Here is a 22,069-nt window from a genome sequence, read left to right as displayed (position 1 = left end):
TAGCCGAGATTTTGCCAGCTCTCAATCGGGAACCGACGCGGAAGCAGTCGAGGCCGACGAGTCCGATCATCAAGAAGGTCTAACCCCCTGAGTTGGTTTTAATATAAGCAAGCTGGGCTAAGCCCGTCCGAGGTTTGTCTCCATTCCTAGCCAATCTCTCGCCCGCCTGTCGGTTCCAAATTGAAATTTCGTGATGGCGAGTTAAGCACGATCTTGCCAGCTAGGGTGGAGGAGGACGGTGCTCCATTAGTCCGATCAGCTCCATCAGGGTCTCGTGGGGACCCGCGCGCTGGTTTGAATTCCCAAGACTCCCCGCACTATCAAAGGAAGAAGCACATGCCTCAAAATGCCGGCCCCAACCCTACTCGCACGATTATTGAACGGGTTCGTGTCAGGAATTTTAAACGCCTAGACGAGCTTACCCTTGAATTGGGTAACATAAACGTCCTGGTGGGGCCAAATAACAGTGGCAAAAGTTCCTTTATTCAGGGCCTCCAGTTCGGGATCAGTGCTCTACAAAGCATTGCACTAATCGTTGATGCTAACGGTCGCAAACTTTCCTGGAAGAACGACAAAATTGGAAGCTCCTTACCTGCAAACCAATTAATCTATACGCCAGTGGTGGACCCTTCGACTCTAGGAAAGTTCGGAAAATTTTCTCAAAGCACGGGCATGGCGACAAGATTTGAAGGTAAAGGGGGTGTCGCGTGCGATATTGAGATCAGGCGCGGCCGCAATAAGAATGTAACAATCGATGCGAAAGGTGAGGATCTAGGACGGGAGATTCAAGGCCTCGACTCACTTTTCAGCATTCTTGCCCCCGGTCTAGCCGGGATCTCGGCGACGGAAGAGTATCGCTCGCCGGGGCTCCTCAGGAAAGCCGCCGCCCGGGGAGACTCCAACAACTATCTCCGTAATTTCGTTTATCTACTCCACTCCCATTCTGAAGAGAAATGGGAGACGTTCTTGGAACGACTTGATTCAATTTTTCCGGGAATTAAGGTGCAGGTGGCTTTCAATCCGGATCACGATGAACACATCCAGTGCACCGTGACCTTTGGTGACGGTAACCCAATTAGCCTCGATCTAGCTGGCACTGGAGTGCTTCAGGCTGTGCAGATTCTGACCTATGTCGGTCTCTATTCCCCGAACCTATTAATGCTGGATGAGCCAGACTCCCACCTGCACCCATCCAATCAGAGACAGTTGATTCAAACCCTCGCGAAGGTTGCGGAGGAAGACCAATGTAAGGTCATTCTGACGACGCATTCGAGGCATATCGTGGACGAAGCTGAATCTCTAGATGCGTCCCTGTTTTGGCTAAGCGACGGTGCTTTGAGATCAGCCGATGTATCGACTGTCCAGAACTTAATGGAACTTGGTGCGCTCGACCTATCAGAAATCGATGACCGTCGGAACGTTAGGGGGATTATCCTCACAGAGGACAGTCAAGGGACGGACATTATGCGGTGTCTCGCAATCTCCAATGGATGGGTTGATAACACATTTTCAATTCTCACCTACGATGGATCGTCCAACCGCAATGCGGTAAAAGTGCTGGTGAAGTACATTCGTGCATCCGAGCCAGATCTGCCCATTGTGGTCTACCGAGATCGGGATTTCGACGATGAAGCCGTGGAAGATTTCCTTTCTTTGGCAGACGAAGTGGAGGACGTGTACGTATACATTCCAGAAGGTCCTGACTCAGAAAGTCTGCAGTTAAGTGATGAATTCCTTCAGGAGTTCGGTAAACGATTTGGGTTGGCGTTTGAGAATCTTCTGGAGATTCGAGAGGAGGTAATCGCTGAGCGCAAGCCAGCTGGGGTTGCAGATCTAGCGAATTGCGTGGCGAATCAAGGGCTATTTGGGGTTGACATGAGAAAAGGGACCTTTAACCCTTCGAAGGTGATGGATGTTGCACGAGAGAAGGTCGATGAAAATCCACTCCGCTGGATAAAGGGAAAGCCACTCCTCAGAGGTTTTGATGATCGGCTTCGCCGGATAAACCCAGAGGCCGTACGCGATCGGCTGGCCGGTGGTTATCAATCTCTTACCCGAGCTGCGTTTCCGAAACAACGCACTGTCTAACTTGGCGATCGCTAGAGGCGATCATGCCTCTAGCTGGGCTTTTAGCGGATTCGGTTTTAGCAGACCAACAACATGGGATTGTTTTCTCTCTGCCGTGGTTATGGTGGGAAGAAGTCAATAACATTCCGCTGTTGCGATGGCAGAGAGGCAATTCATGTTCGAAAGATTTACTGATCGCGCACGCCGAGTCATCGTCCTTGCCCAAGAGGAGGCGCGCGAGCTTAACCACAACTACATGGGCACCGAGCACATCCTGCTCGGGCTTATCAAGGAGGGCGAAGGTGTAGCAGCCAAGGCTCTCGAGTCGATGGGCATCAACCTCGAGGACGTGCGCCGCGAGGTCATCGACATTATCGGCCACGGCACCCAGCCGGTGACCGGCCATATCCCCTTCACCCCACGCGCTAAGAAAGTGCTCGAGCTTTCGCTTCGCGAGGGCCTCCAGATGGGGCACAAGTACATCGGCACCGAGTTCCTACTGCTAGGCCTCATCCGCGAAGGCGAAGGTGTCGCCGCGCAGGTTCTGATCAAGCTCGGCGCCGATCTGCCGCGCGTGCGCCAGCAGGTTATCCAGCTTCTTTCCGGTTACGAGGGTGGCGAGGGCCAGAACCCCGAGTCCCCGCAGCAGCCGGCTGGTGCCTCCGCCGGGGGTCCAGGCCCACGCGCTGGCGGCCCGCAGTCGGGCGAGCGTTCGTCGTCGCTGGTGCTCGACCAGTTCGGTCGTAACCTGACCGCCGCTGCTAAGGAGGGCAAGCTCGATCCGGTCGTCGGCCGTGATAAGGAAATCGAGCGCATCATGCAGGTGCTCTCCCGCCGCACGAAGAACAATCCGGTGCTGATTGGTGAGCCGGGCGTCGGTAAAACGGCCGTCGTCGAGGGCCTCGCCCTAGACATCGCCAACGGCAAGGTGCCCGAGACGCTGAAGGACAAGCAGGTCTACTCGCTCGACCTCGGTTCCCTGGTGGCGGGTTCCCGTTACCGCGGCGACTTCGAGGAGCGCCTGAAGAAGGTGCTTAAGGAGATCAACCAGCGCGGTGACATTATCCTGTTCATCGATGAGATCCACACGCTCGTCGGCGCGGGTGCTGCTGAGGGCGCGATTGACGCGGCGTCGCTGCTGAAGCCGAAGCTGGCGCGCGGCGAGCTCCAGACCATCGGTGCGACCACGCTGGACGAGTACCGCAAGCACATCGAGAAGGATGCCGCGCTTGAGCGCCGCTTCCAGCCGGTGCAGGTGGACGAGCCGAGCGTCGAGGACACCATCACGATCCTCAAGGGTCTGCGCGACCGTTACGAGGCGCACCACCGCGTGTCCTACACGGACGGCGCGCTGTCGGCGGCTGCGAACCTGTCGGACCGCTACATCAACGACCGCTTCCTGCCGGATAAGGCCGTGGACCTCCTCGACGAGGCTGGCGCCCGCATGCGCATCAAGCGCATGACCGCGCCTGAAGAGCTGCGCGAGGTGGATGACCGCATCGCGGAGGTTCGCAAAGAGAAGGAAGCGGCGATTGACGCCCAGGACTTCGAGAAGGCCGCGGGTCTGCGTGACACCGAGCGCAAGCTCGGCGAGGAGCGCGCTCAAAAGGAAAAGAAGTGGCGCTCGGACGACCTGGAGGAGATCGCTGAGGTCGGCGAGGACCAGATCGCCGAGGTGCTGGCGAACTGGACCGGCATCCCGGTGTTCAAGCTGACCGAGTCCGAGTCTTCCCGTCTGCTGCACATGGAAGACGAGCTGCACAAGCGCATCATCGGCCAGGACGAGGCGGTCAAGGCGGTTTCCCGCTCCATCCGTCGTACTCGTGCGGGTCTCAAGGACCCGAAGCGCCCCTCCGGCTCCTTCATCTTCGCCGGCCCGTCCGGTGTGGGTAAGACGGAGCTGTCCAAGGCGCTCGCCGAGTTCCTGTTCGGCGACGAGGACTCGCTGATCCAGGTGGACATGGGCGAGTTCCACGACCGCTTCACTGCGTCGCGACTCTTCGGTGCTCCTCCGGGATACGTCGGCTACGAAGAGGGCGGCCAGCTCACCGAGAAGGTGCGCCGCAAGCCGTTCTCCGTGGTGCTCTTCGATGAGATCGAGAAGGCGCACAAGGAGATCTACAACACGCTCCTGCAGGTGCTCGAGGAGGGCCACGTCACTGACGGCCAGGGGCGCAATGTGGACTTCAAGAACACGGTGCTGATCTTCACCTCCAACCTGGGTACTTCCGACATCTCCAAGGCTGTGGGTCTGGGCTTCAGCGGCAACACCGCCACCGACACGGACGCGCAGTACGAGCGCATGAAGAACAAGGTGCACGATGAGCTGAAGAAGCACTTCCGCCCCGAGTTCCTCAACCGCATCGACGAGATCGTGGTGTTCCGCCAGCTCACGCAGGAAGAGATCGTTGAGATGGTGGACCTGCTCATCGCCCGCGTGGACAAGAACCTGGCCGCGCAGGACATGGGCATCGAGCTCACCGAGGAGGCCAAGAACCTGCTGGCTCTCCGCGGCTTCGACCCGGTGCTCGGTGCGCGCCCGCTGCGCCGCACCATCCAGCGCGAGATCGAAGACGTGCTCTCCGAGAAGATCCTCTTCGGCGAGATCGGTGCCGGCGAGATCATCACCGTGGATGTCGAAGGCTGGGACGGCGACGTAGAGGCCGCTCGCGAGGCTCGCGGCAAGATCGCCGAGGGTGCAACGTTCACGTTCACCCCGCGCCCGAAGCCACTGCCGGCAGACACCTTCGACGAGGTCGAGCAGGACATCGAGGAAGAAGTCCGCGAGATCGACCCGGAGCGCGTGGAGCAGCCGAGCGAGGCATCTGAGTTCCCGGATGAGCGCGATGAGGCTAACCCGGATGACGGGGACGACTTCGGCGGCGAGCTCGACGAGGACGGGCGTGGGCCGGTCGAACCCGCGTAGCGGGGGCTAGGGAAGCACGGCGGTCAGCCAGGCCTTGATCTGCGGATCAAGGAACGGGTCGAGCAGGCCCGTCGTGAACGCCTGGTAGGCACCGCCGAGCGCGAGGCCCGTGATCGCCGTCAACGTGCCAAGCACGATGGCGGCGATTTCTACTTGGTTGAGGTGGACCTCGACATCGGTGGGATCGTCATCCGGATTCAGCACCACGGTGCCGGTCTCGCCGGGGCACTTCTGGTCGAAAGGCTCGCCGGCGAAGCGTTCGTCCATCCACTTCGCGGCGTTCTTGGTCTCCAGCACCAGCGGGGTGGCGTGGCCGGCGGTAGGGGTGTTGTTCACAATCAGCGCGGAGCTCAAGTCGGCCTTGGTGTACAAGGGCATCGTGGCGGTGCCGGGGACGATCACGCTGCGGTACTCCACCGGCGCGTCGAGGGCGCAGTAATCGCGTGCGAGTTGGGTGGCCTGGGGTTCGGGAACCAGGTCATCGTCGGGGTTGGTCAGCACCATGATCGGGGAGGTGGGGGCAACCGTGCCCAGTTTGTTGTGGTCGAGGTAGCGCATGATGCGATCGTCGGCACGCGCGATCTGTGCAAGGGTGCGGCCGTCGGTGGTGTAGGCAGCGAACGGCTTGGGCAGCGCCCGCTGGCCGTCGAGGATGCACGCCTGGCCCAGGCCGGCGAGGACTTCTTTTCCTTCGTCGGTAAGCGCCGCGCTCAACGCCTCGTCGAACTCGGGGTAGGTGCTGGCGAAACTCACCGCCGCGAAACTCGCCACCACATCCGTGATGCCCTCGGGCGCCTGCTCCAGCACCGCGATCGGATCCGCAGGCGGGGCGCCCGCGAACGTGCCAACCACATTGAGCTCGGGGGCGTAATCGTTGACGAGCTCCGCTGCGGCCGCCGCCGCGCCGCCGCCTTGGGAGTAGCCCCAGAAGCCGATCTTCTCGTTGGGTTTGGCGGTGGCGCGGGCGGCGTCGATAAGCGCGTGGGCCTGCTCGACGCGGTTGAGGTACGTGTGCGTGCCCTCCGAGCCGAGGCCGATGTAGTCGATGACGACAACTCGGTAACCGGCTTTGTTCAACTCGCGGACGACCGGGGTTTCGTAATTCACGTTCACGGAGCCGTCCGTGATGGAGAGGAACATACCCGCCGGCGCAGACGGGGCGCACTGGTTGCCCATGCCGCGGGTGCCGGGGGCGAGAGCGATGAGGCCCTTGGCGTTTGGGGTGTCGTAGATCGCGCCGGTTGTGGAGACGACTTGGCCGTTCTCCTTTGTGGTGGAGTAAGAGATGCGGTGGATACGCGGGGCGCCGGGGACTTTTGTTTTGTCGCCAAGTTGGCCGGGTTCGGTGGCTTGGGCGGGGCCGGGGCGCTTGCTCGAGGTGTCCGCGAGGCGGGCGCCGGAGGTTGCGAGGGCGCCGAGGATGGAGAAGCCGAAGCTGGCGAGGGAGGAGAGGGCTTCGGAGCTGGCGTCGGGTTCTAGGGCGGTGGCGGGCGCGGGTGCGGTGCTGAGGAGGAGTGCGGCGGTGGTGGTGGCGGCGATGGTGGTTCTGGTGGAGCGCGCGAAGCGGGGGAGTGGCATGGCGCTTGAGTGTAATCTTTCGCGCATGGGTGTTCAGTACAGGAAGAAGCACAAGATCGGCCGCAACGTGTGGATTAACCAGACGGGCACGGGAGCTTCCGTCTCCACGAAAGTTGGGCCGGTGACGGTGAACTCCCGCGGTGGAGTCTGGGTGAAGCTGCCGGGCGGAATGACGTACCGCGGGCGCTGGAAGTAGGTTCGGGGCGCTGGGCGCGGCGCGGGGCGAACCTGTGGGTCTGGGGTGGGACCCCGTTTTTCCGAATTGTGGCAAATAATTGCATTTCGGAACATAGTTACCGCATTGACGTGTCAACTGGGTACTTGGGGGACATTAAATGTGCTGGTCATGGGCTTGATTTTGGAATGCCTCCGGGCCATAATGGGGGCTACTTGCTTTCAAGAATGAGAGGCTGGGCTACTTAGGAAAGGAGGCTTCCGTGGCACGCACGAACGATATCGGCCAGTACGTTAATGAGTTGACTGGTGGCGTCGACAACTTGAAGCTCATGAAGCTCTGCTATTTCGCTCAAGGCTGGCACCTTGCGTGGAGCGGAAGGCCTCTTTTTACCGACGAGCTTCAGGCATGGAAGCACGGTCCGGTGTCCCGCGCGCTGTGGGACAAGCTAGTCGCTACCAAATCTCTTCACGGTTCCACGCTGGCTCAGCCGCTGGGGAACTCGTCGAACCTCTCTGATTATGAGCGTGAGGTAGTTGCGGCGGTTGTAGAGTTCTATGCGGGCCAGAACTCGTGGACTCTGCGCAATTGGAGCCACGATGCGGCTTGGTTGGCTGCCCGAGGAGATTTGCCTGAAGATGCCTCGTGCAGCAACGCGATGTCGGTTACCGATATCCGGAACGTTTTTTCCGATAAGGCACGGACGGATTCCGCAGTCCCGTCGGCTCCGCTTCGACCCGATTCGCTGGATGCGCTGAGCTGGGGTCTAGATCCCGAGGCGGAAGCCGAGCTGGAGGCCGACTGGGCCGAGACCTTCTTGCGGTTGGCAGATAGGTAATTTCAGTGGGCTATCTGGCCGGCTCCTCGGGCGGCCACTTTGATCCGGGGAGTCATCAGGCCGTAGTTTCGACGCTGCTGGTAGAACGGGCGTGCATCCTCAATCGACGATGCGGAGAGCGCGCTGGGCCGGACGGTGTTCGGCATCCATACCTAGGTTATGGGGTGAACCTTCCACTTTTAGAGTCGGCGGTCTCTACATCGATGCAAATTTTTGCTGGGCAGCTGGTTTACCCAGGGATTTTTGATCGTTCTGCATCGTTACTTACGAGGACGGCCCGTAATCACCCGTTCTTGGACGGCAACAAGAGAACTGCACTAAACCTGGCTCTTTACTACCTTCGCGTGGAAGGGATTAGGGTTGCGCCACCAAGTGCGATCGAGGGTGAAGAATTAGTGACTCGTGCGGTTGACCCGACCATCCCCATCGAAGTGGCCATCGACACTGTTTCTCGAAAGCTTCAAGCGTGGTCGGTCTAGGCCCCGGGGGCAGCGGGTTGGAAGTCGCCGGCCGCGTTAGTGCGGGAGGCGGAAGTGGTTGTCGGGGGTTTGCTCGGCGAGGCCGTCCTCGATGAGGGAGTACAGGGCGCGGGAGCGCTGCGCGTCGTCGGGCCAGACGGCGTCCACGGCGTGCTGGGGGACGGGGCCGGGGGACTCGCGCAGTAGTTTCATGATCTTGCCGCGGACTTGGCGATCGGTGCCTTGGAAGGATTGGCGGGGGAGGCGTTCGTCGGAAAGCGGAGCGGGCTTGCCCGCGGCGAGCCAGGCGCAGGAGGGCGCGAGGGGGCAGGCGTGGCAGCGGGGGTCGCGCGAGGTGCAGACGAGGGCGCCGAGCTCCATGAGGCCGACGCTGAAGGTGGGGCCGTCCGTGGTGGGGAGGAGGGCCGCGATGTCGGCGAGCTCGGATTTGCGGGGCTTCGCGTTCGCGCGGCCGAGGACGGCGCGGGCGTAGACGCGGCGGACGTTGGTGTCCACGACGGCGACGTTTTGCCCGTAGGCGAAGCAGGCGACGGCGCGGGCGGTGTAATCGCCGATGCCGGGAAGCGCGAGGAGGTCGTCGACGTTGTCGGGGACCTCGCCGTTGTGGTGCTCGACGATGGCCTTGGCGCATTCGTGCAGGCGGAGGGCTCTGCGGGGATAGCCGAGGCTGCCCCAGGCTCTTAATATTTCGTCGATACGCTCTTGTGCGAAAGCGTGCGGTGTGGGCCAACGCCGAACCCAGTCCTGCCAAGTCGGGGCGACGCGCTCGACCTGGGTCTGGTGGGACATGACCTCGGAGAGCAGGACACCCCACGGGGTGGTGCCGGGCGCGCGCCACGGCAGGGGGCGGGCGTTCGCGCGGTACCAATTGATGATTGTTTGGGGATTTAGCTGTTCGGTGCTCACGGTGAGTGTCAGAATAGTGGCTATGCCTACTACCTTGACAGCCCGCGAGGTCTGGGACGAGCTGACCGCGGGCAACGAACGATTCGCGGTGGATCAGATGGATTCGCCGCGTCGGGACTCGAAGCGTCGGGAGGAGATTCTCGGCGGGCAGGATCCGGTGGCCGCGGTAATCGCGTGCTCCGACTCGCGCGTGCCGGTTGAGCTGCTGTTTGACGCTGGTCTGGGCGACATTTTTGTGATTCGCACCGCCGGCGGGTGCGTGGACGCGGCGGTGTCGGCGTCGGTCGAGTACGCGGTGGATGCGCTGGGTGTGCCGCTGGTGGTGTTCCTCTCGCACGAGCGTTGCGGAGCTGTGGGTGCGGCGATTTCTGCCGTGGATACTGCGGAGATTCCGCATGGGCTCACGCGCGTGTTCGTGGAGAAGATCGCGCCTTCGGTGATGGAGGCGCGTTCGCGGGGTTGCCAGGACGCGGACGCTGTGGAGGCGGAGCACGCGCGGATTATGGCGCAGCACCTCGCGGATCGCGTGCCGGCGATCGCGGCGCGCGGGGCCGGCGTGGTGGCGGCGCGCTACCGGTTGGCGGACGGCCGTGTCGAGACCGTCTACGAGGCCATTGATTAATAAAGTGGGGGCATGACGAACCACCGCCCGCTTCCCGACGAGATCTACATGCGCCGTCGCGTCGGCGCCCTGGTTGTGCTGCTGCTGGTGGTGGCGCTGGTGATCTGGGGGCTGACGGCGTGGGCGCGGGCTGGGTCTGATGGGTCTGGTTCTGGCGGCGGCTCGGGCGCGGGGGGTGCGTCGGCGACTGCGACGGTGACCTCGACTGAGCCGGCGCCGGTGACGTCGCCGACGGTTTCTGTGAGTGGGGAGAGTACTGCTTCCGAGACGGCTGGCGCGTCGGAAGGCGCGGAGCCGTCGGAGGGCGCGGCGGACTCTTCGGGCGCTTCCGCGAGCGGGGAGCCGACACCGAGCGAGGGCGTTGTGGCGAAGGGTTCGTGCGAGCTTTCTGACCTGGTGATTACGGCGTGGACGAAGCAGCCGTCGTATGGCGCGGGCGAGACGCCGGAGCTGGTCATGACGGTGAAAAACCCGACGGACACCGATTGCGTGATTGACGTTGGCGACGATCAGCTGCGTTTCGAGGTCTACTCGATGGGTTCCAACGAGCGCGTGTGGGCGGACACGGATTGCTATCCGTCCGTCGAGACTGGCGTTCAGAAGTTCCCGGCCGGCGAGGAGCGCGGGTTCGACGCGCGCTGGTCTAAGAAGGGTTCCGCGCCGGGCCAGTGCGCGAACCGCCAGCCGGTTGGGCCGGGCGCGTACTACTTGCACGCGGTGATCATTGACAACGCGTCGGATCCGGCGCCGTTCAATCTGACGTAGCGCGGCGCTCGGCGGGAGCGCTGTGCTCGGCGGGAGCTCTGTGCGAGTCACAGGAGCCACAGAGCTACCAGGGGGTGGGACATGTTCTCCGTGAATTGCGACAATTATGTGTATCGGGGGAATTATTTACCGCATTGTCCGGGGGAGGGGTGCGGGAGCGAGTGATCGCGGTGCCCGGTTGGCTCAGGGCGGGGGTTCGGAGACCAATGGGCAGGGGCGAGCTCGTAGGAAAGGCCCTAGCAATCTCGCGACCTGCGCCGGAAGGGTGGGGTTCGTAGGAATTCCGAAATTTATGCGGCTCTCAGCTTAGCGAGTTTAGGTCCAGTGGGGCGAGTGGTGCTGATGTGACGATTGGGTCTACTGGCATGGCCTAGGGGGAGGTTGAGGCGCCTGGGGGAGGGCTGCGGCGGCGACAGTGTCTGCGGCTGATCGCGGTTCCCGGAATCTGGGTGCTGGCCGGGTGGTAAGGGGATTAAGTGAAAGCAGCTGAGGCTTGGGCGTGGGTTTTGATGGTGGGGGAGATGCTGCGGCCGGCGTCGATCAGCAAGTAGCAGGCAGAGACAGCCTCGGCCGGGGTGAGATGAGAGCGTCGGCAAGCAAGGCGCAAGAACTGCGCGGTGGGAATGTAATACGGAGGAGAGGTGCAGAGGGCTTGAGCGGAGCCGTCGTCGGTAAGGAAGAAGGCATCGATGCGGCGGCGGTCGATGATGGTGAGGGTTTCTGCCTCGCCGCGGTGCTTGTAGGGGTGATCGCCGGCGGTGGACATGCCTAACCGTAAGTCCTCAATGGCGCGGTGCTCGTCATCGTTGGGAATTAGGGGAGCTCCGAGGATGTCATCGAGTTCGGCTAGCCAGTTGTCTAGGCGGGGGTCGTGGGTGGGGGCGGCAATGCACTCTCGGCGGATCGTGGCGGTCCACTGACGGGTAGGGAAAAGAGCGGGGAGCAGGTCGAGGCGATCGATGAGTTTGAGATTTATCAGACTGCAGGCGTCGACGAAAAGGGGGCGGCTCATGTGCTAAGCGAGAAGGGCGTCGAGTTGAGCGTCCGAAAGCGGGGCGGGGGGCTCAGGGGCGAGCTCTTCGGCATCGACGCCAAGCATCCACGCGAGTGTGCCCGGGGCGAGCGTGCCGGCGGCGACGCGGCGCTGGTGGGCATCGATTAGTTTGGTGGGGAAGTGGCGCTGCGAGCAGGCGGTCATGCGGGCGCTGACTGGGTCAGAGCCGTCGCTGTTTAGGCTGCCGTGGGCACGCAGAAGCGCCTGAGTGGTCATCGCTAGGGCTTCTGTGGCCTCGGTGCTCGTGGTGATGCCCTCGTTGACCAATCGGTTACGCAGCGCGTGGGTGGACACGCCGTAGCGCCAGAGGAAGGCGGCGACGTCGGCGGCAGTGGCGGAATCCCAAGTGACAGTATCTAGGAGAGAGCGGGGCAGGAGAAGCTCAGCGGCAAACGCGTTCGCGGCTCGCTCCTCGTCGTTGGTGGTTCGACCGTCGTGGCGGAGGACTAGGTGGCCGAGCTCGTGCGCGATGCTCCAGTTCTGGCGGAACCAGTTCGGGGTGGCCTTCACCGCGATGACGGGGGTGCCAGGCAAACTAATGGACCAGTCGGTGCCAAGGTCGTTAGTGCGAATCACCATGGCACCGAGCGCTTCGACGCGATCGATAAAGTTGCTAGCAAAATCGGCACCGAGCTTATCCGCGAGTGCATCGACGCTGGTGGGGAGTTCGGGTGCCGGAGCAAGCTCGGCCTGGATGAGGGCGAGGCGGATCTTCTCCAGCTCTGCCCTGTCGGCCTCCTCGGATGGGACGGTGCGCTCGGCGGTGTCCGGGTTGTAAGTGTGGCGAGCGGCAAGGACGATCGCGTGCGGGTCCGGTTCGCCGGTGATCAGGTAGTGCAGGTCCTGGCCGAGGGTATCGGCGATATCGGCGAGCTCGCCGGCGGCGAAGCCGCGCTTCCCGGACAGGGCGCGCGACATCTGGTCCGGCTGCATACCGACCTTGGCCGCGAGGGACTTCTGGGTCTCCGGAGATGCCGAAAGGGCAGCCTTGACCCGGGTTGCAATGGTTTCCATGCCGCTGATTGTAGGACAAAGTTGGGAAAATCCCAATAGTCGCTCTTTTTAGCGCTGGAGGAGGGCGATGGCGTCGGCAAGCGTTGCGGCCTCGAGGACGCGCATGCCGGGGATCGAGGGGGAATCGCCGGGGCTCGCGGGGGCGATGGCTTGGGTATAGCCGAGGCGGGCGGCCTCGTGGAGTCGGCGGTCGAGGTTGGGGACGCGGCGGAGTTCGCCGGCGAGGCCGACCTCGCCGATGACTACGGTTTTGGCGGGCAGCGGGGTCTCGTGGAGGCTGGACCAGGTGGCGAGGGCCACGGCGAGGTCGGTGGCGGTTTCGGTGATGCGCATGCCCCCGACCGTCGCAACGTAGGCGTCCTTGTCGTTGGTGCGCTCGCCGCAGCGGGCCTGGAGCACCGCGAGCACCATGGGGACGCGGTTGGCGTCGAGGCCGGTGACCACGCGGCGCGGCGACTTGTTCACGGGGTCTACGGTGAGTGCCTGGACCTCGGCGAGGATGGGGCGCACGCCGTCCATGGCGACGGTCACGGCAGAGCCGTCGGGAGTCTGGCCGCGGTGGGAGAGGAAGAGGCCGGAAGGGTCGGGGACTTCGCGGATGCCCTCGGCGGTCTGCTCGAAGCAGCCGACCTCGTCGGTCGCGCCGAAGCGGTTCTTAATGCCGCGGAGCATGCGCAGCGACGACTGCCGGTCGCCCTCGAAGTTGAGCACCACGTCCACAAGGTGCTCGAGCACGCGGGGGCCGGCGACGTTGCCGTCCTTGGTCACGTGGCCGACGAGGAGGACGGGGAGGTTGGTGGTTTTTGCGAGCGTCGTTAAGGCGGCGGTGACGGCGCGGGATTGCGCGACGCCGCCGGCGACGCCCTCGACACCAGCGGCGTGCATCGTCTGCACGGAGTCGACGATGAGCAGGCTCGGGTTGATGTCCTTGACGTGGCCGAAGACGGTGTCGAGGTGGGGCTCGGCGGCGAGGTAGAGGGTGTCGCGAAGCGCGCCGGTGCGCTCCGCACGCGCGCGGACCTGGCCGGCGGACTCCTCGGCGGTGGCGTAGAGCACGCGGCGGTCCTGCGCGGCCCAGCGGGAGGCGACCTCGAGCAGGAGCGTTGACTTGCCGACGCCCGGTTCACCAGCCATCAGCACCACGGAACCGGGGACGACGCCGGCACCGAGCACGCGATCCAGCTCGCCGATACCCGACGTGATGGTTTGCGTCGCAGCGGCGTCGATGGCCGTGATGGGTTGGGCTGGGGAAGAGGGGGTTAAAGCAGGCGTCGTAAAGCTGGGGCTCTCTTGGAGCGTGCCCCAGGAGCCGCACTCCGGGCAGCGCCCCAGCCACTTCGGGGAGGAGTAGCCGCACTCAGAGCACGTGTGGGAGGCGCGGGCCTTTTTGGCCACTAGTTGGACACGTCGCGCGCGACCTGGCCGGACGGCAGGAGCGGCGCAGCAACGGTGGCCAGCACGTCGACGGTGCCGGTGTCGAAGGTGAACCTCACCGGGACGTTGCCCGCGAACGCGAAATCGCCGTTAGCCACGGTGGTAGCGGCGTACTGGATGCAGTTGTCCTTGGACTGCGGGATGCGCTCGAGGCCCTCGGCGGAGTCGGCGACCAGCACGCAGTTGTAGGAGATCGGGCGGGAGGAGAGCTCGACCGGGTTGCCGTCCACCTCAGCGGAGATCAGGATGTGGTCCTTCATGGACGTGTCCTGGTTGGTGGCGGTGAACTTCAGGGCAGCGTCCCCGTTCTCGGAGAGCACCACGGTGACATCCTGCACGGACACAGCGCCATCCTCGGTGAAGGCGGTTGCGCCGTCCACGGCCGCGACCTGGGACGAGGTCTGGGTGATCTGACCTGCAGAGCAGCCAACCAGCGCGAGGGCGGAGGCGGCAACGACGGCCACAAGGGCAACCGGCTTACGGGACTTCACGAGGGTGTCCTCCATCTAGTGGTGAGCGCGCTGGGGCGCGAGCGTGTCTATCTCCGTCACACCCTACTCGCAGCCGCCCCACATTTCCCAGTTTCCGGTGCGTCTGCAGAATCAGGGGGTAAACTTTTGGAGCGGTGTGTAGTGTTGGGTGGTTGTTTAGTGCTGCTGCGCTAGGCGGCCGGGGACTTAAAGGAGAAACGCATGGATTTCAAGGTCGGCGAAGTGGTTGTGTACCCGCACCACGGAGCGGCGCGGATCGCGGATATTGAGCAGCGCGAAATGGGCGGCGAGACGCTCGATTACCTCGTGCTGCAGATCCTGCAGTCCGACCTTGAAGTTCGCGTGCCGGTGAAGAACACCGAGCTGGTTGGCGTTCGCGACGTGGTGAACGAGGAAGGCCTGCAGAAGGTTTTCTCCGTGCTGCGTGAGACCGACGTTGAGGAAGCCGGCAACTGGTCCCGCCGCTACAAGGCCAACCAGGAGCGCCTGGCGTCCGGCGACATTAACAAGGTCGCCGAGGTTGTCCGCGACCTGTGGCGGCGCGACCAGGGCAAGGGCCTTTCCGCTGGTGAGAAGCGCATGCTTGGCAAGGCGCGCCAGATTCTTGTCGGCGAGCTCGCGCTGGCGGAGCCGGTGGATGAAGAGAAGGTCGCCTCCATGGAGTCCGAGATCCAGAGCATCATCGAGGAGCAGATCAAGGCGGGCATCGTCGAGGATCCGCGCGAGTCGCTCGACGACGATGACTTGGACATGGACGACGATCTCTCCTTCGACGACGAGGATGAGGAGTAGTTGCCGGGGGCGCTAGGTGTGCGGGGCGCGCGGAGTGCTGAGCCCGGCGCGCGGCGCGTTGTTGCGGTAGTTGCCGCGGCGGGGAAGGGGACCCGCTTGGGCGCGCCCGTGCCGAAGGCGTATGTTCCGCTTCGCGGGCGCTCGCTGCTTGAGCGTTCCGTGACGGCGATGGAGACGTCGGGGATTGTTGATTCGGTTCTTGTCGTGGTTTCGCCGGAGATGGAGTCGGTTGCGCGTCGGGCTTTGGGCGGGTTTTCGGAGCGGGGCTTTGCGACGTTCGTTCACGGCGGGGCGGAGCGTGCGGATTCTATTTGGGCTGCGTTGCAGGCGGTTTCGGACGAGGACGCGGTGGTGCTGATTCACGATGCGGCACGCGCGTTGACGCCGCCCGGGATGATCGCGCGCGTGGCGCGCGCGGTTTTGGACGGCGCTCCTGCGGTCGTGCCGGTTGTTCCGGTCGCGGACACGATCAAGATTGTTGGGGACGGCGGCTTTGTCGAGGGGACGCCGGATCGTTCTTCGTTGCGAGCGGTGCAGACGCCGCAAGGTTTTGATCTGCGTGCTTTGCGGGAGGCGAACGAAAAGTACTTTGCGCTCGCGGAGTCGGAGCGCGGGTTCGTGGCCACTGACGACGCTTCGTTGATGGAGTGGCACGGCGTTCCGGTTGTGACGGTTCAGGGAGATCCGATGGCGTTCAAGATTACGACGCCGATTGATTTGCGCTTGGCTGCGTCGATCACTGACGAGGCTGAGCCGACTGTGTTTGAGGTTCCCGGAGAGTAGCGCGCGCTGCTGGGTCGCGCCGCGGGGCGGCAGGCGCTGCGGGAGAAGCGCGCTGCAGGGGTAGCGGTTTGTCTTTTCTGAAATGCGCTACATAGAGGATTCGGCGGACATACGTGTGGAAGGCACACATACAGGGCGCATCTTGGGGGCAGCGTCGGAAGCGGAGAGGGTGGGGGAGTGAACCTCGGGTGACCGGAGCTAACTGTATCGTAAGTCCACCCCTCGTTCCGCGGGCCAAATGCCCGGCATCGATTCTGGTGAATGTGGCGGTTAACGGGGAGGTGGGGCGCGGCGATGTGGTGAGCGGATTAACCGTCGTTGTTTCCTTTCCGACTTGTCTGGAGTTCTCATGCACACAACTGGAAAAGCAGCGGTGGCTGCTGCGATCGTCGTAACGCTTGGGCTCGGTGCTGCTGAGCCGGCGCGTGCCGCCGACGTTGACCCCGCGGCGCAGAAGATTTGGGAGGCGATTCAGCCGCCGTCTGAGGCTAACTACGAGGCGGAAGCCGTTGTTGCAACGGTGCGTGAGCGGGTGACTGCGGCGCAGGCGGCGGTCGCGAGTGGGGAGGAGGCTGCGGCGAAGGTTGCGGCTGCGTACAAGGCGTTTGAGTGGGCGGAGGAGCAGCTTAAGCGTCAAGAGGGGAAGGAAGCGGATGAGGCTCGCAAGGAGCTGAAGGAGCTGCGTCGTGAGCTGGATCGTGCGACGGGTAAGCCGGGGAGCTCCGTGAGCACGCCGGTCGCTGTTGTGCTCGGAGTGCTGGCGGTGCTGCTCGCTGGCGGCGCGATCGGGGCGTTCCTGTTGCCGCGGATGCGGTAAGGGCGCGCCGGGCGAACGCTACGTGCAGGACTTGCGCTCTACAGTGGAGCGCATGAGTGAGCAGATGAGCAACCTTCGTGTGGGCAGCGCGTTTGACGCGCACCAGATCCAGGCGGGGAAGGAATGCTGGATCGCGGGCATTCTGCATGAGGGCCAGGACGGGTGCGAGGGGCACTCGGACGGGGATGTGGTGAGTCACGCGATCGTCGACGCGGTGCTCAGCGCGTGCGGGCTGGGGGATCTCGGCAGCTTTGTGGGCGTGGGCCGTCCGGAGTACGACGGTGTGAAGGGTGTGCAGTTGCTGGGGGAGTTGAAAGCACTCGTCGGAAAGCATGGGTTCCTAGTGCTGAACGTTTCGGCGCAGCTGATCGCGCAGACGCCGAAGATGGGGCCGGTGCGGGGGGAATGCGAGCGCGTGCTGAGTGAGGCGCTGGGCGCGCCGGTGAGCATCAGCGCGACGACGACGGACCACATGGGGTTCACGGGCTCGGGCGAGGGTCGTGCGGCGATCGCGACGGCGCTGGTGCAGGTGTAGCGAAGTAAGGTGAACGCTGTGAAGCAAGAGATTTTCGATACTGCGACGAGGTCGCAACGCGAATTCGAACCGGTGCGTCCCGGCCACGTGTCGATGTACGTGTGCGGCGCCACGCCGCAGTCCGCGCCGCACATTGGGCACCTGCGCAGCGGCGTCGCGTTCGACATCGTGCGCCGCTGGTTCTTGGCGCAGGGCTACGACGTGGCGTTTGTTCGCAACGTGACGGACATCGACGACAAGATTTTGACGAAGGCGTCGGAAAACGGGCGCCCCTGGTGGGAGTGGGTGTCCACGTACGAGCGCGAGTTCACGCGCGCGTACAACGTGCTCGGTGTGCTGCCGCCGTCGGTGGAGCCGCGCGCGACCGGGTTTGTTACGCAGATGGTCGACTACATGCAGCGGCTCATCGACAACGGTTACGCGTACGCGGCGAACGGGTCGGTGTACTTCGACGTGCCGGCGTGGGTCGCGGCAGGCGGCGACTACGGGTCGGTGTCGGGGAACCGGGTGGATGAGATGGTCGGCGAGGGTGGCACCGCGGATGGCGGCAGGAGCGCCGCCATCGGAGAAAAGCGCAGCCCCCTCGACTTCGCGCTGTGGAAGGCCGCGAAGCCGGGGGAGCCGCACTGGCCGACACCGTGGGGCGACGGCCGCCCGGGCTGGCACCTGGAGTGCTCGGCGATGAGTACGTGGTACTTGGGCGGCACGTTCGACATCCACGGCGGCGGTCTTGACCTGCAGTTCCCGCACCACGAGAACGAGCAGGCGCAGTCGCACGCGGCGGGCGACGGGTTCGCGAATTTCTGGATGCACAACCACTGGGTCACGATGGCCGGCGAGAAGATGTCGAAGTCGCTGGGCAACGTGCTCTCCATCGACGCGATGCCGGTGCGCCCGGTGGAGCTGCGCTACTACTTGGGCTCCGCGCACTACCGCAGCGTGCTCGAGTACTCGCCGGAGGCGCTCGCGGAGGCGGCGGCCGGCTACCAGCGCATCGAGGACTTTGTGAAGCGCGCCGGGTACCCGGAGCCGACCACGTGGACGGAAGGCTTCGAGGCCGCGATGTGCGACGACTTCGCGGTGCCGCGCGCGCTCGCGGAGATCCACAACGTGGTGCGCGAGGGCAACAAGACCGCGGATCAGGATCGCAAGCGCGAACTCGCTTCGCAGGTGCGGGCGATGGCTGCGGTGTTGGGGATCGATCCGGGGGAATGGCAGGCGTCGGAAAGCAAGGAAGCCCACGGCGCGCTCGACGTCCTGGTGCAGGCGGAGCTTGAGCGGCGCGCGGAGGCGCGCGCGAACAAGGATTGGGCCGACGCGGACGCGGTGCGCGACCGGCTCGCGGCGGCGGGGATTGAGGTCACCGACACGCCCGACGGCCCGAAGTGGGAGATGAAGTAAATGGCGAAACCGTACGAGCGTCCGGATAAGCAGAAGAAGAACAAGAAGGGCGCGACGAAGGGCTCCGGTGGCCAGCGCCGCCGCGGCCTGGAGGGCAAGGGCGCGACCCCGCGCGCGGAGGATCGCGTGTACCACGCGGCGCACAAGCGGAAGCTGGAGCGGCAGCGTCGTGACCAGGGTCGGCACGAGCGCGAGCAGGCGGATCTGGTGGTGGGCCGCAACCCCGTCGTGGAGTGCTTGCATGCGAAGGTTCCGGCGGAGGCGCTGTACGTGGCGCTGGGCACGGGTCACGACGATCGCCTGAGCGAAGCCGTCACCCTCGCCCACTCGAAGGGTCTGCCGGTGCACGAGGTGCCGCGCCAGCAGCTCGACGACATGACCGGCAACGGCATGCACCAGGGCATCGGCCTGAAGATTCAGCCGTACAAGTACGCGGACGTATTCGACCTGATCGGGTCCGTCGACGGGCCGGGGATGTTCGTGGTGCTGGACAACATCACGGATCCGCGCAACCTGGGCGCGGTGATCCGCTCGACGGCGGCGTTCGGCGGCCACGGCGTGATCATTCCGGAGCGCAGGTCGGCGCAGGTCACGGGTGTTGCGTGGCGAACGTCGGCAGGCACGGCGGCGCGGCTGCCGGTGGCCAAAGTGGTCAACATCTCGCGCACGCTGAAGGAGTTCAAGGACAACGGCTACATGGTCGTGGGCCTCGACGCGGGCGGCGAGCACACGCTGGATACTTTCGACGGCGCGAAGGACCCTGTCGTCATCGTCGTCGGGTCCGAGGGCAAGGGCATTTCACGCCTCGTGCGCGAGAACTGCGACGTGATCATGTCCGTGCCGATGGTGGACTGGGTCGAGTCGCTCAACGCCTCCGTCGCGGCGGGTGTGGTGCTCAGCGAGTTCGCGCGGCAGCGTCGTCTAGAAACTGCGTAAGCAGTTCCGCGCCGGTGGTCGCGGTGGTGCCGGGGCCGAGGCGCGGATCCAACTGCTTGCCGACGGGCACCATGTGACCCATTTTGTACACAGTGACCAGGCGTACGGGGTTCGCGCCGTGCCAGGTTTGGACGCGGTAGCCGCCGTGGTCTTCGGCGCTGTGGCTGTCGGTGTAGTCGTCGCAGCCGTTGAGCTGGGCGAACGTCTCGGCTGAGTTCTGGGCGGAGCGGGCAGTACCGCGGTTGTCGTTGCCGATGCCGCTCTCGCCGCCCTCGTACGGCACGAGCGGGTCCGCGGTTCCCTGCACGCTGAGGATCGGGGTGGGGGTGTACTCGCCTTGGGGTTGGATGAGGTTGTCGTCGGTAGGCAAGGGTGCGCCGAAGAGGGCGACGGCGCGGAACTGGTAACGAGCGTCGAAAAGCATGCGTATCAGCATCTGGCCGCCGTTGGAAAAGCCGCAGCCGATCGCGCGCGGGTGCGGCTCGAGGAGCGCGCTGAGGAAGGCGACGTCGTCGATGCCGAGCGTGCGCGCGCTTTCGCGGAAGCCGACGCGCATGTCGTTGAAGTGGCGGCCGACGCCGTCCGGGTAGATCACGCGGCCGAGCTGCTCGAACTGGCGGTCCGTGAAGTTGCGCGCGACGCTGCCGCTCTGGCGCGAGCCGTGGAGGAAGAGGATGGTTTCGGCTTGGTTGGCGGGCGCGGGGGTTTCGGGGGCGGGGGTTTCGAGCCAGGTGCGCGTGCGGCCGTCGATCTCCATGCTGTGCTTCACCGGGCAGATACTATGCGGGTATGCCATCGCTCGCTTCGATCGCCGCGGAGCTCGGCGTGTCCCGCACGACGGTGTCCAACGCGTACAACCACCCCGACCAATTGTCCGCTGAGCTGCGCGAACGCATCCTCGCCGCCGCCGAGCGCGCCGGGTACTCGGGGCCGGATCCGATGGCGCGGTCCCTGCGCACGCAGCGCACAGGCGCGATCGGGGTGGTGCTCACCGAGGCGCTCTCGTTCGCGTTCGAGGACCGCGCGTCCGTCGACTTCCTCGCCGGTTTGTCCAGCGTGCCGGACTATTCGCTCACGCTGATCCCCGCGGGCGCGAGTGTGCACGACGCGATCGTCGACGGCATCGTCGTCTATTCCGTCGCCGATTCCGACCCCCAGCTTCTCGACGCCCGCGCCCGCGGCCTGCCGTTGGTCGTCTGCGACCAGCCCAAGGCCTTGGACGTCCCCTTCGTGGGCATTGACGACTACGCCGCCGCCCGCTCCAGCGCCCAATTGCTTATCGACGCAGGTCATACCCGCATCGGCATCCTCGCCAAACGCATGTTTTCCGCGCCGTTCAACGGGGTGGTTGGTTCGGGCGGCGGGGTTGGGGGCGTGGGCGGTGGGGTTGGGGGCGTGGGCGCGGCCGCGCCAGGCGGCACCGAGGTCGCCGCAGCCGACCTCGACGTTCAGCGCGAGCGCGTCCAGGGCGCGTTGGACGTTTTCGCGGAGGCCGGCATCGGGCCGGTGCCCGTGGTGACCCGCCACCTCAACGACGCCGACTCCGCCGCCGACGGCGCCCGCGAACTGCTCGGCCTGTTCCCCGACCTGACCGCCGTGTTCTGCACCACCGACTCGATGGCGCTCGGCGTCGTGGCCGCGTTCGGCGAGCGAGTTGTGGGCGTTGGGGCTGGTGTGTCGGGCGCTGGTGGGGCGGGGTCTGGCGCTGGTGGGCCGCTCTCCCTCGTGGGTTTCGACGGCATCGACGAAGCCCTCCACCGCGGCATCACCACCGTTATTCAGCCGAACCGTCAGAAAGGCGAGGAGGCCGCCATGCTGCTGCGGTCGCTCATGGAAAGGGCTGGTGAGAGCGGTGGTGCCAGCGCGTCGGTCGATCGGCCTGTAGGCCAACCCGCCCAGATCATCCTCGAGACCGAGATTTCCCCCGGCCGCACCGTGGCACCGCCGGTTTAAGGCGTGCTGGACTGGCGCGCTGATCCCGGTTGACCGGCGGATTACGTTTCGCCTGGTCAGCGGCCCGCCGGTGGGGTCCTTGCTTAGGGGCATACCCGCAGGTCAGTTCCGGGGCAGGTGTTTAGGGGCGTAACAGCTGGTCAGATACTTATTGGACAGTAGTCCTCGAAAAACTGAATAAAAATGTTACCTGCATGTATGCCCCTAAATACCTGCCTCTAAATACCTGCCCCTAAACATATGCCCCTGAACACCTGCCCCGGAGCGTCTCTCCCCGGCAGTGGGCGAGCTGAGGTCGATCAGCGACCGGGTTGGGTACTGCCCGGTGAGGTGCCAAACTGTACCCCCATAGTCAGACCCCAATAGTGGCGGGTTTTTAGGGGGCGGTGTCATGCGGTGTTTGCGCCACGTTTGAATACTTCGTGGAGTATCTCACGTGGGGTTGCGCCGTTGAGGATTTGGCGGGGTGTTTCATTGAGCTCGTTTTGCACCCAGGCCACGTG

21 protein-coding genes are annotated in these 22,069 nt (G+C 64.3%); 14 read left to right on the top strand and 7 right to left on the bottom strand.

The features are described 5' to 3' along the window. Positions 1–336: 336 nt before the first annotated feature. Together M5J20_RS11045 and M5J20_RS11040 are read left to right on the top strand one after the other, a co-directional pair. Entirely contained in the window at positions 337–2,088 is a 1,752-nt protein-coding gene (locus M5J20_RS11045) for an AAA family ATPase (protein ID WP_253579569.1), read from the top strand. Positions 2,089–2,242: 154 nt separating this feature from the next. After that, positions 2,243–4,993 (top strand): ATP-dependent Clp protease ATP-binding subunit, encoded by a 2,751-nt coding sequence (locus M5J20_RS11040; RefSeq protein ID WP_253579589.1) that lies wholly within the window; start codon positions 2,243–2,245, stop codon positions 4,991–4,993. Between the two features lie 6 nt (positions 4,994–4,999). Here the strand turns inward: M5J20_RS11040 and M5J20_RS11035 are convergent, their stop codons facing one another. Then, positions 5,000–6,571: an alpha/beta fold hydrolase gene (locus M5J20_RS11035; RefSeq protein WP_253579567.1), complete on the bottom strand. Its 1,572-nt coding sequence runs from the start codon at positions 6,569–6,571 to the stop codon at positions 5,000–5,002. Between the two features lie 25 nt (positions 6,572–6,596). Here M5J20_RS11035 and M5J20_RS11030 point away from each other — a divergent pair, with 25 nt between their 5' ends. From M5J20_RS11030 to M5J20_RS11540, 3 genes are all read left to right on the top strand, one after another. Then, positions 6,597–6,767, top strand: coding sequence for a DUF4236 domain-containing protein (locus M5J20_RS11030; protein WP_253579566.1), 171 nt, complete (start codon positions 6,597–6,599; stop codon positions 6,765–6,767). A gap of 241 nt (positions 6,768–7,008) precedes the next feature. Beyond that, positions 7,009–7,584, top strand: a complete 576-nt coding sequence (locus M5J20_RS11025; protein ID WP_253579564.1) for a Panacea domain-containing protein — start codon at positions 7,009–7,011, stop codon at positions 7,582–7,584. A gap of 5 nt (positions 7,585–7,589) precedes the next feature. Next, positions 7,590–8,063 (top strand): type II toxin-antitoxin system death-on-curing family toxin, encoded by a 474-nt coding sequence (locus tag M5J20_RS11540; protein WP_367614978.1) that lies wholly within the window; start codon positions 7,590–7,592, stop codon positions 8,061–8,063. 36 nt (positions 8,064–8,099) lie between these two features. On the opposite strand, the gene M5J20_RS11020 is transcribed toward M5J20_RS11540, so the two are convergent. Then, positions 8,100–8,969 (bottom strand): HhH-GPD family protein, encoded by an 870-nt coding sequence (locus M5J20_RS11020; RefSeq protein ID WP_253579562.1) that lies wholly within the window; start codon positions 8,967–8,969, stop codon positions 8,100–8,102. A gap of 22 nt (positions 8,970–8,991) precedes the next feature. Here M5J20_RS11020 and M5J20_RS11015 point away from each other — a divergent pair, with 22 nt between their 5' ends. Together M5J20_RS11015 and M5J20_RS11010 are read left to right on the top strand one after the other, a co-directional pair. Further along, entirely contained in the window at positions 8,992–9,591 is a 600-nt protein-coding gene (locus M5J20_RS11015) for a carbonic anhydrase (RefSeq protein ID WP_253579560.1), read from the top strand. 12 nt (positions 9,592–9,603) lie between these two features. Further along, complete coding sequence (locus M5J20_RS11010; RefSeq protein ID WP_253579558.1) at positions 9,604–10,356, top strand: hypothetical protein; 753 nt, start codon at positions 9,604–9,606, stop codon at positions 10,354–10,356. A gap of 472 nt (positions 10,357–10,828) precedes the next feature. Here M5J20_RS11010 and M5J20_RS11005 read toward each other — a convergent pair whose 3' ends face one another. From M5J20_RS11005 to M5J20_RS10990, 4 genes are read right to left on the bottom strand one after another with little or no spacing between them, the layout of a single operon-like run. Continuing rightward, positions 10,829–11,368, bottom strand: coding sequence for a hypothetical protein (locus M5J20_RS11005; RefSeq protein ID WP_253579556.1), 540 nt, complete (start codon positions 11,366–11,368; stop codon positions 10,829–10,831). Between the two features lie 3 nt (positions 11,369–11,371). Then, positions 11,372–12,424 carry a helix-turn-helix domain-containing protein gene (locus M5J20_RS11000; protein WP_253579555.1) on the bottom strand — a complete coding sequence of 351 codons (1,053 nt, stop codon included), beginning with the start codon at positions 12,422–12,424 and terminating at the stop codon, positions 11,372–11,374. A gap of 48 nt (positions 12,425–12,472) precedes the next feature. Next, a complete protein-coding gene (gene radA / locus M5J20_RS10995) occupies positions 12,473–13,819 on the bottom strand; it encodes a DNA repair protein RadA (RefSeq protein WP_253579552.1) in 1,347 nt (448 codons plus the stop codon). After that, positions 13,819–14,364 carry a hypothetical protein gene (locus M5J20_RS10990; protein WP_253579550.1) on the bottom strand — a complete coding sequence of 182 codons (546 nt, stop codon included), beginning with the start codon at positions 14,362–14,364 and terminating at the stop codon, positions 13,819–13,821. Before M5J20_RS10990 ends, radA begins: the two co-directional genes overlap by 1 nt. A 186-nt stretch (positions 14,365–14,550) precedes the next feature. Here M5J20_RS10990 and M5J20_RS10985 point away from each other — a divergent pair, with 186 nt between their 5' ends. The 6 genes from M5J20_RS10985 to rlmB all read left to right on the top strand — a co-directional run bounded on the left by M5J20_RS10985 (position 14,551) and on the right by rlmB (position 19,613). Beyond that, entirely contained in the window at positions 14,551–15,141 is a 591-nt protein-coding gene (locus M5J20_RS10985; protein ID WP_253579549.1) for a CarD family transcriptional regulator, read from the top strand. Positions 15,142–15,159: 18 nt separating this feature from the next. Continuing rightward, on the top strand, positions 15,160–15,924 hold the full coding sequence (ispD, locus tag M5J20_RS10980; protein ID WP_253579587.1) for a 2-C-methyl-D-erythritol 4-phosphate cytidylyltransferase: 765 nt from the start codon (positions 15,160–15,162) through the stop codon (positions 15,922–15,924). 373 nt (positions 15,925–16,297) lie between these two features. Beyond that, complete coding sequence (locus tag M5J20_RS10975) at positions 16,298–16,741, top strand: hypothetical protein (protein ID WP_253579547.1); 444 nt, start codon at positions 16,298–16,300, stop codon at positions 16,739–16,741. Positions 16,742–16,793: 52 nt separating this feature from the next. Continuing rightward, positions 16,794–17,276: a 2-C-methyl-D-erythritol 2,4-cyclodiphosphate synthase gene (gene ispF / locus M5J20_RS10970; protein WP_437177650.1), complete on the top strand. Its 483-nt coding sequence runs from the start codon at positions 16,794–16,796 to the stop codon at positions 17,274–17,276. A gap of 18 nt (positions 17,277–17,294) precedes the next feature. After that, complete coding sequence (gene cysS, locus M5J20_RS10965) at positions 17,295–18,677, top strand: cysteine--tRNA ligase (RefSeq protein WP_253579545.1); 1,383 nt, start codon at positions 17,295–17,297, stop codon at positions 18,675–18,677. After that, positions 18,678–19,613: a 23S rRNA (guanosine(2251)-2'-O)-methyltransferase RlmB gene (rlmB, locus tag M5J20_RS10960; RefSeq protein WP_253579543.1), complete on the top strand. Its 936-nt coding sequence runs from the start codon at positions 18,678–18,680 to the stop codon at positions 19,611–19,613. Here the strand turns inward: rlmB and M5J20_RS10955 are convergent. After that, complete coding sequence (locus M5J20_RS10955) at positions 19,573–20,382, bottom strand: CE1 family esterase (RefSeq protein ID WP_253579541.1); 810 nt, start codon at positions 20,380–20,382, stop codon at positions 19,573–19,575. The genes rlmB and M5J20_RS10955 overlap by 41 nt on opposite strands. 20 nt (positions 20,383–20,402) lie before the next feature. On the opposite strand from M5J20_RS10955, the gene M5J20_RS10950 reads away from it, so the two are divergent. Then, positions 20,403–21,566 (top strand): LacI family DNA-binding transcriptional regulator, encoded by a 1,164-nt coding sequence (locus tag M5J20_RS10950; RefSeq protein ID WP_253579539.1) that lies wholly within the window; start codon positions 20,403–20,405, stop codon positions 21,564–21,566. Positions 21,567–22,069 lie beyond the last annotated feature (503 nt).

It is taken from the genome of Corynebacterium stercoris (assembly GCF_024160105.1).
In the GTDB taxonomy this organism is placed as follows: domain Bacteria; phylum Actinomycetota; class Actinomycetes; order Mycobacteriales; family Mycobacteriaceae; genus Corynebacterium; species Corynebacterium stercoris.
Note: the sequence above shows the minus strand (reverse complement) of the source record. Positions and strands in the feature narration are given on the sequence as shown.

Excerpts from the sequence above, each read along its gene's own strand:
- M5J20_RS11035 (WP_253579567.1), bottom strand. The coding sequence starts at position 6,571 with ATGCCACTCCCCCGCTTCGCGCGCTCCACCAGAACCACCATCGCCGCC.
- M5J20_RS11015 (WP_253579560.1), top strand. The coding sequence starts at position 8,992 with ATGCCTACTACCTTGACAGCCCGCGAGGTCTGGGACGAGCTGACCGCG.
- M5J20_RS11005 (WP_253579556.1), bottom strand. The coding sequence starts at position 11,368 with ATGAGCCGCCCCCTTTTCGTCGACGCCTGCAGTCTGATAAATCTCAAA.
- M5J20_RS11045 (WP_253579569.1), top strand. The coding sequence starts at position 337 with ATGCCTCAAAATGCCGGCCCCAACCCTACTCGCACGATTATTGAACGG.
- M5J20_RS11000 (WP_253579555.1), bottom strand. The coding sequence starts at position 12,424 with ATGGAAACCATTGCAACCCGGGTCAAGGCTGCCCTTTCGGCATCTCCG.
- M5J20_RS10990 (WP_253579550.1), bottom strand. The coding sequence starts at position 14,364 with ATGGAGGACACCCTCGTGAAGTCCCGTAAGCCGGTTGCCCTTGTGGCC.
- ispF (WP_437177650.1), top strand. The coding sequence starts at position 16,794 with ATGAGTGAGCAGATGAGCAACCTTCGTGTGGGCAGCGCGTTTGACGCG.
- M5J20_RS11010 (WP_253579558.1), top strand. The coding sequence starts at position 9,604 with ATGACGAACCACCGCCCGCTTCCCGACGAGATCTACATGCGCCGTCGC.
- M5J20_RS10950 (WP_253579539.1), top strand. The coding sequence starts at position 20,403 with ATGCCATCGCTCGCTTCGATCGCCGCGGAGCTCGGCGTGTCCCGCACG.
- M5J20_RS11030 (WP_253579566.1), top strand. The coding sequence starts at position 6,597 with ATGGGTGTTCAGTACAGGAAGAAGCACAAGATCGGCCGCAACGTGTGG.
- M5J20_RS11040 (WP_253579589.1), top strand. The coding sequence starts at position 2,243 with ATGTTCGAAAGATTTACTGATCGCGCACGCCGAGTCATCGTCCTTGCC.
- M5J20_RS10985 (WP_253579549.1), top strand. The coding sequence starts at position 14,551 with ATGGATTTCAAGGTCGGCGAAGTGGTTGTGTACCCGCACCACGGAGCG.
- rlmB (WP_253579543.1), top strand. The coding sequence starts at position 18,678 with ATGGCGAAACCGTACGAGCGTCCGGATAAGCAGAAGAAGAACAAGAAG.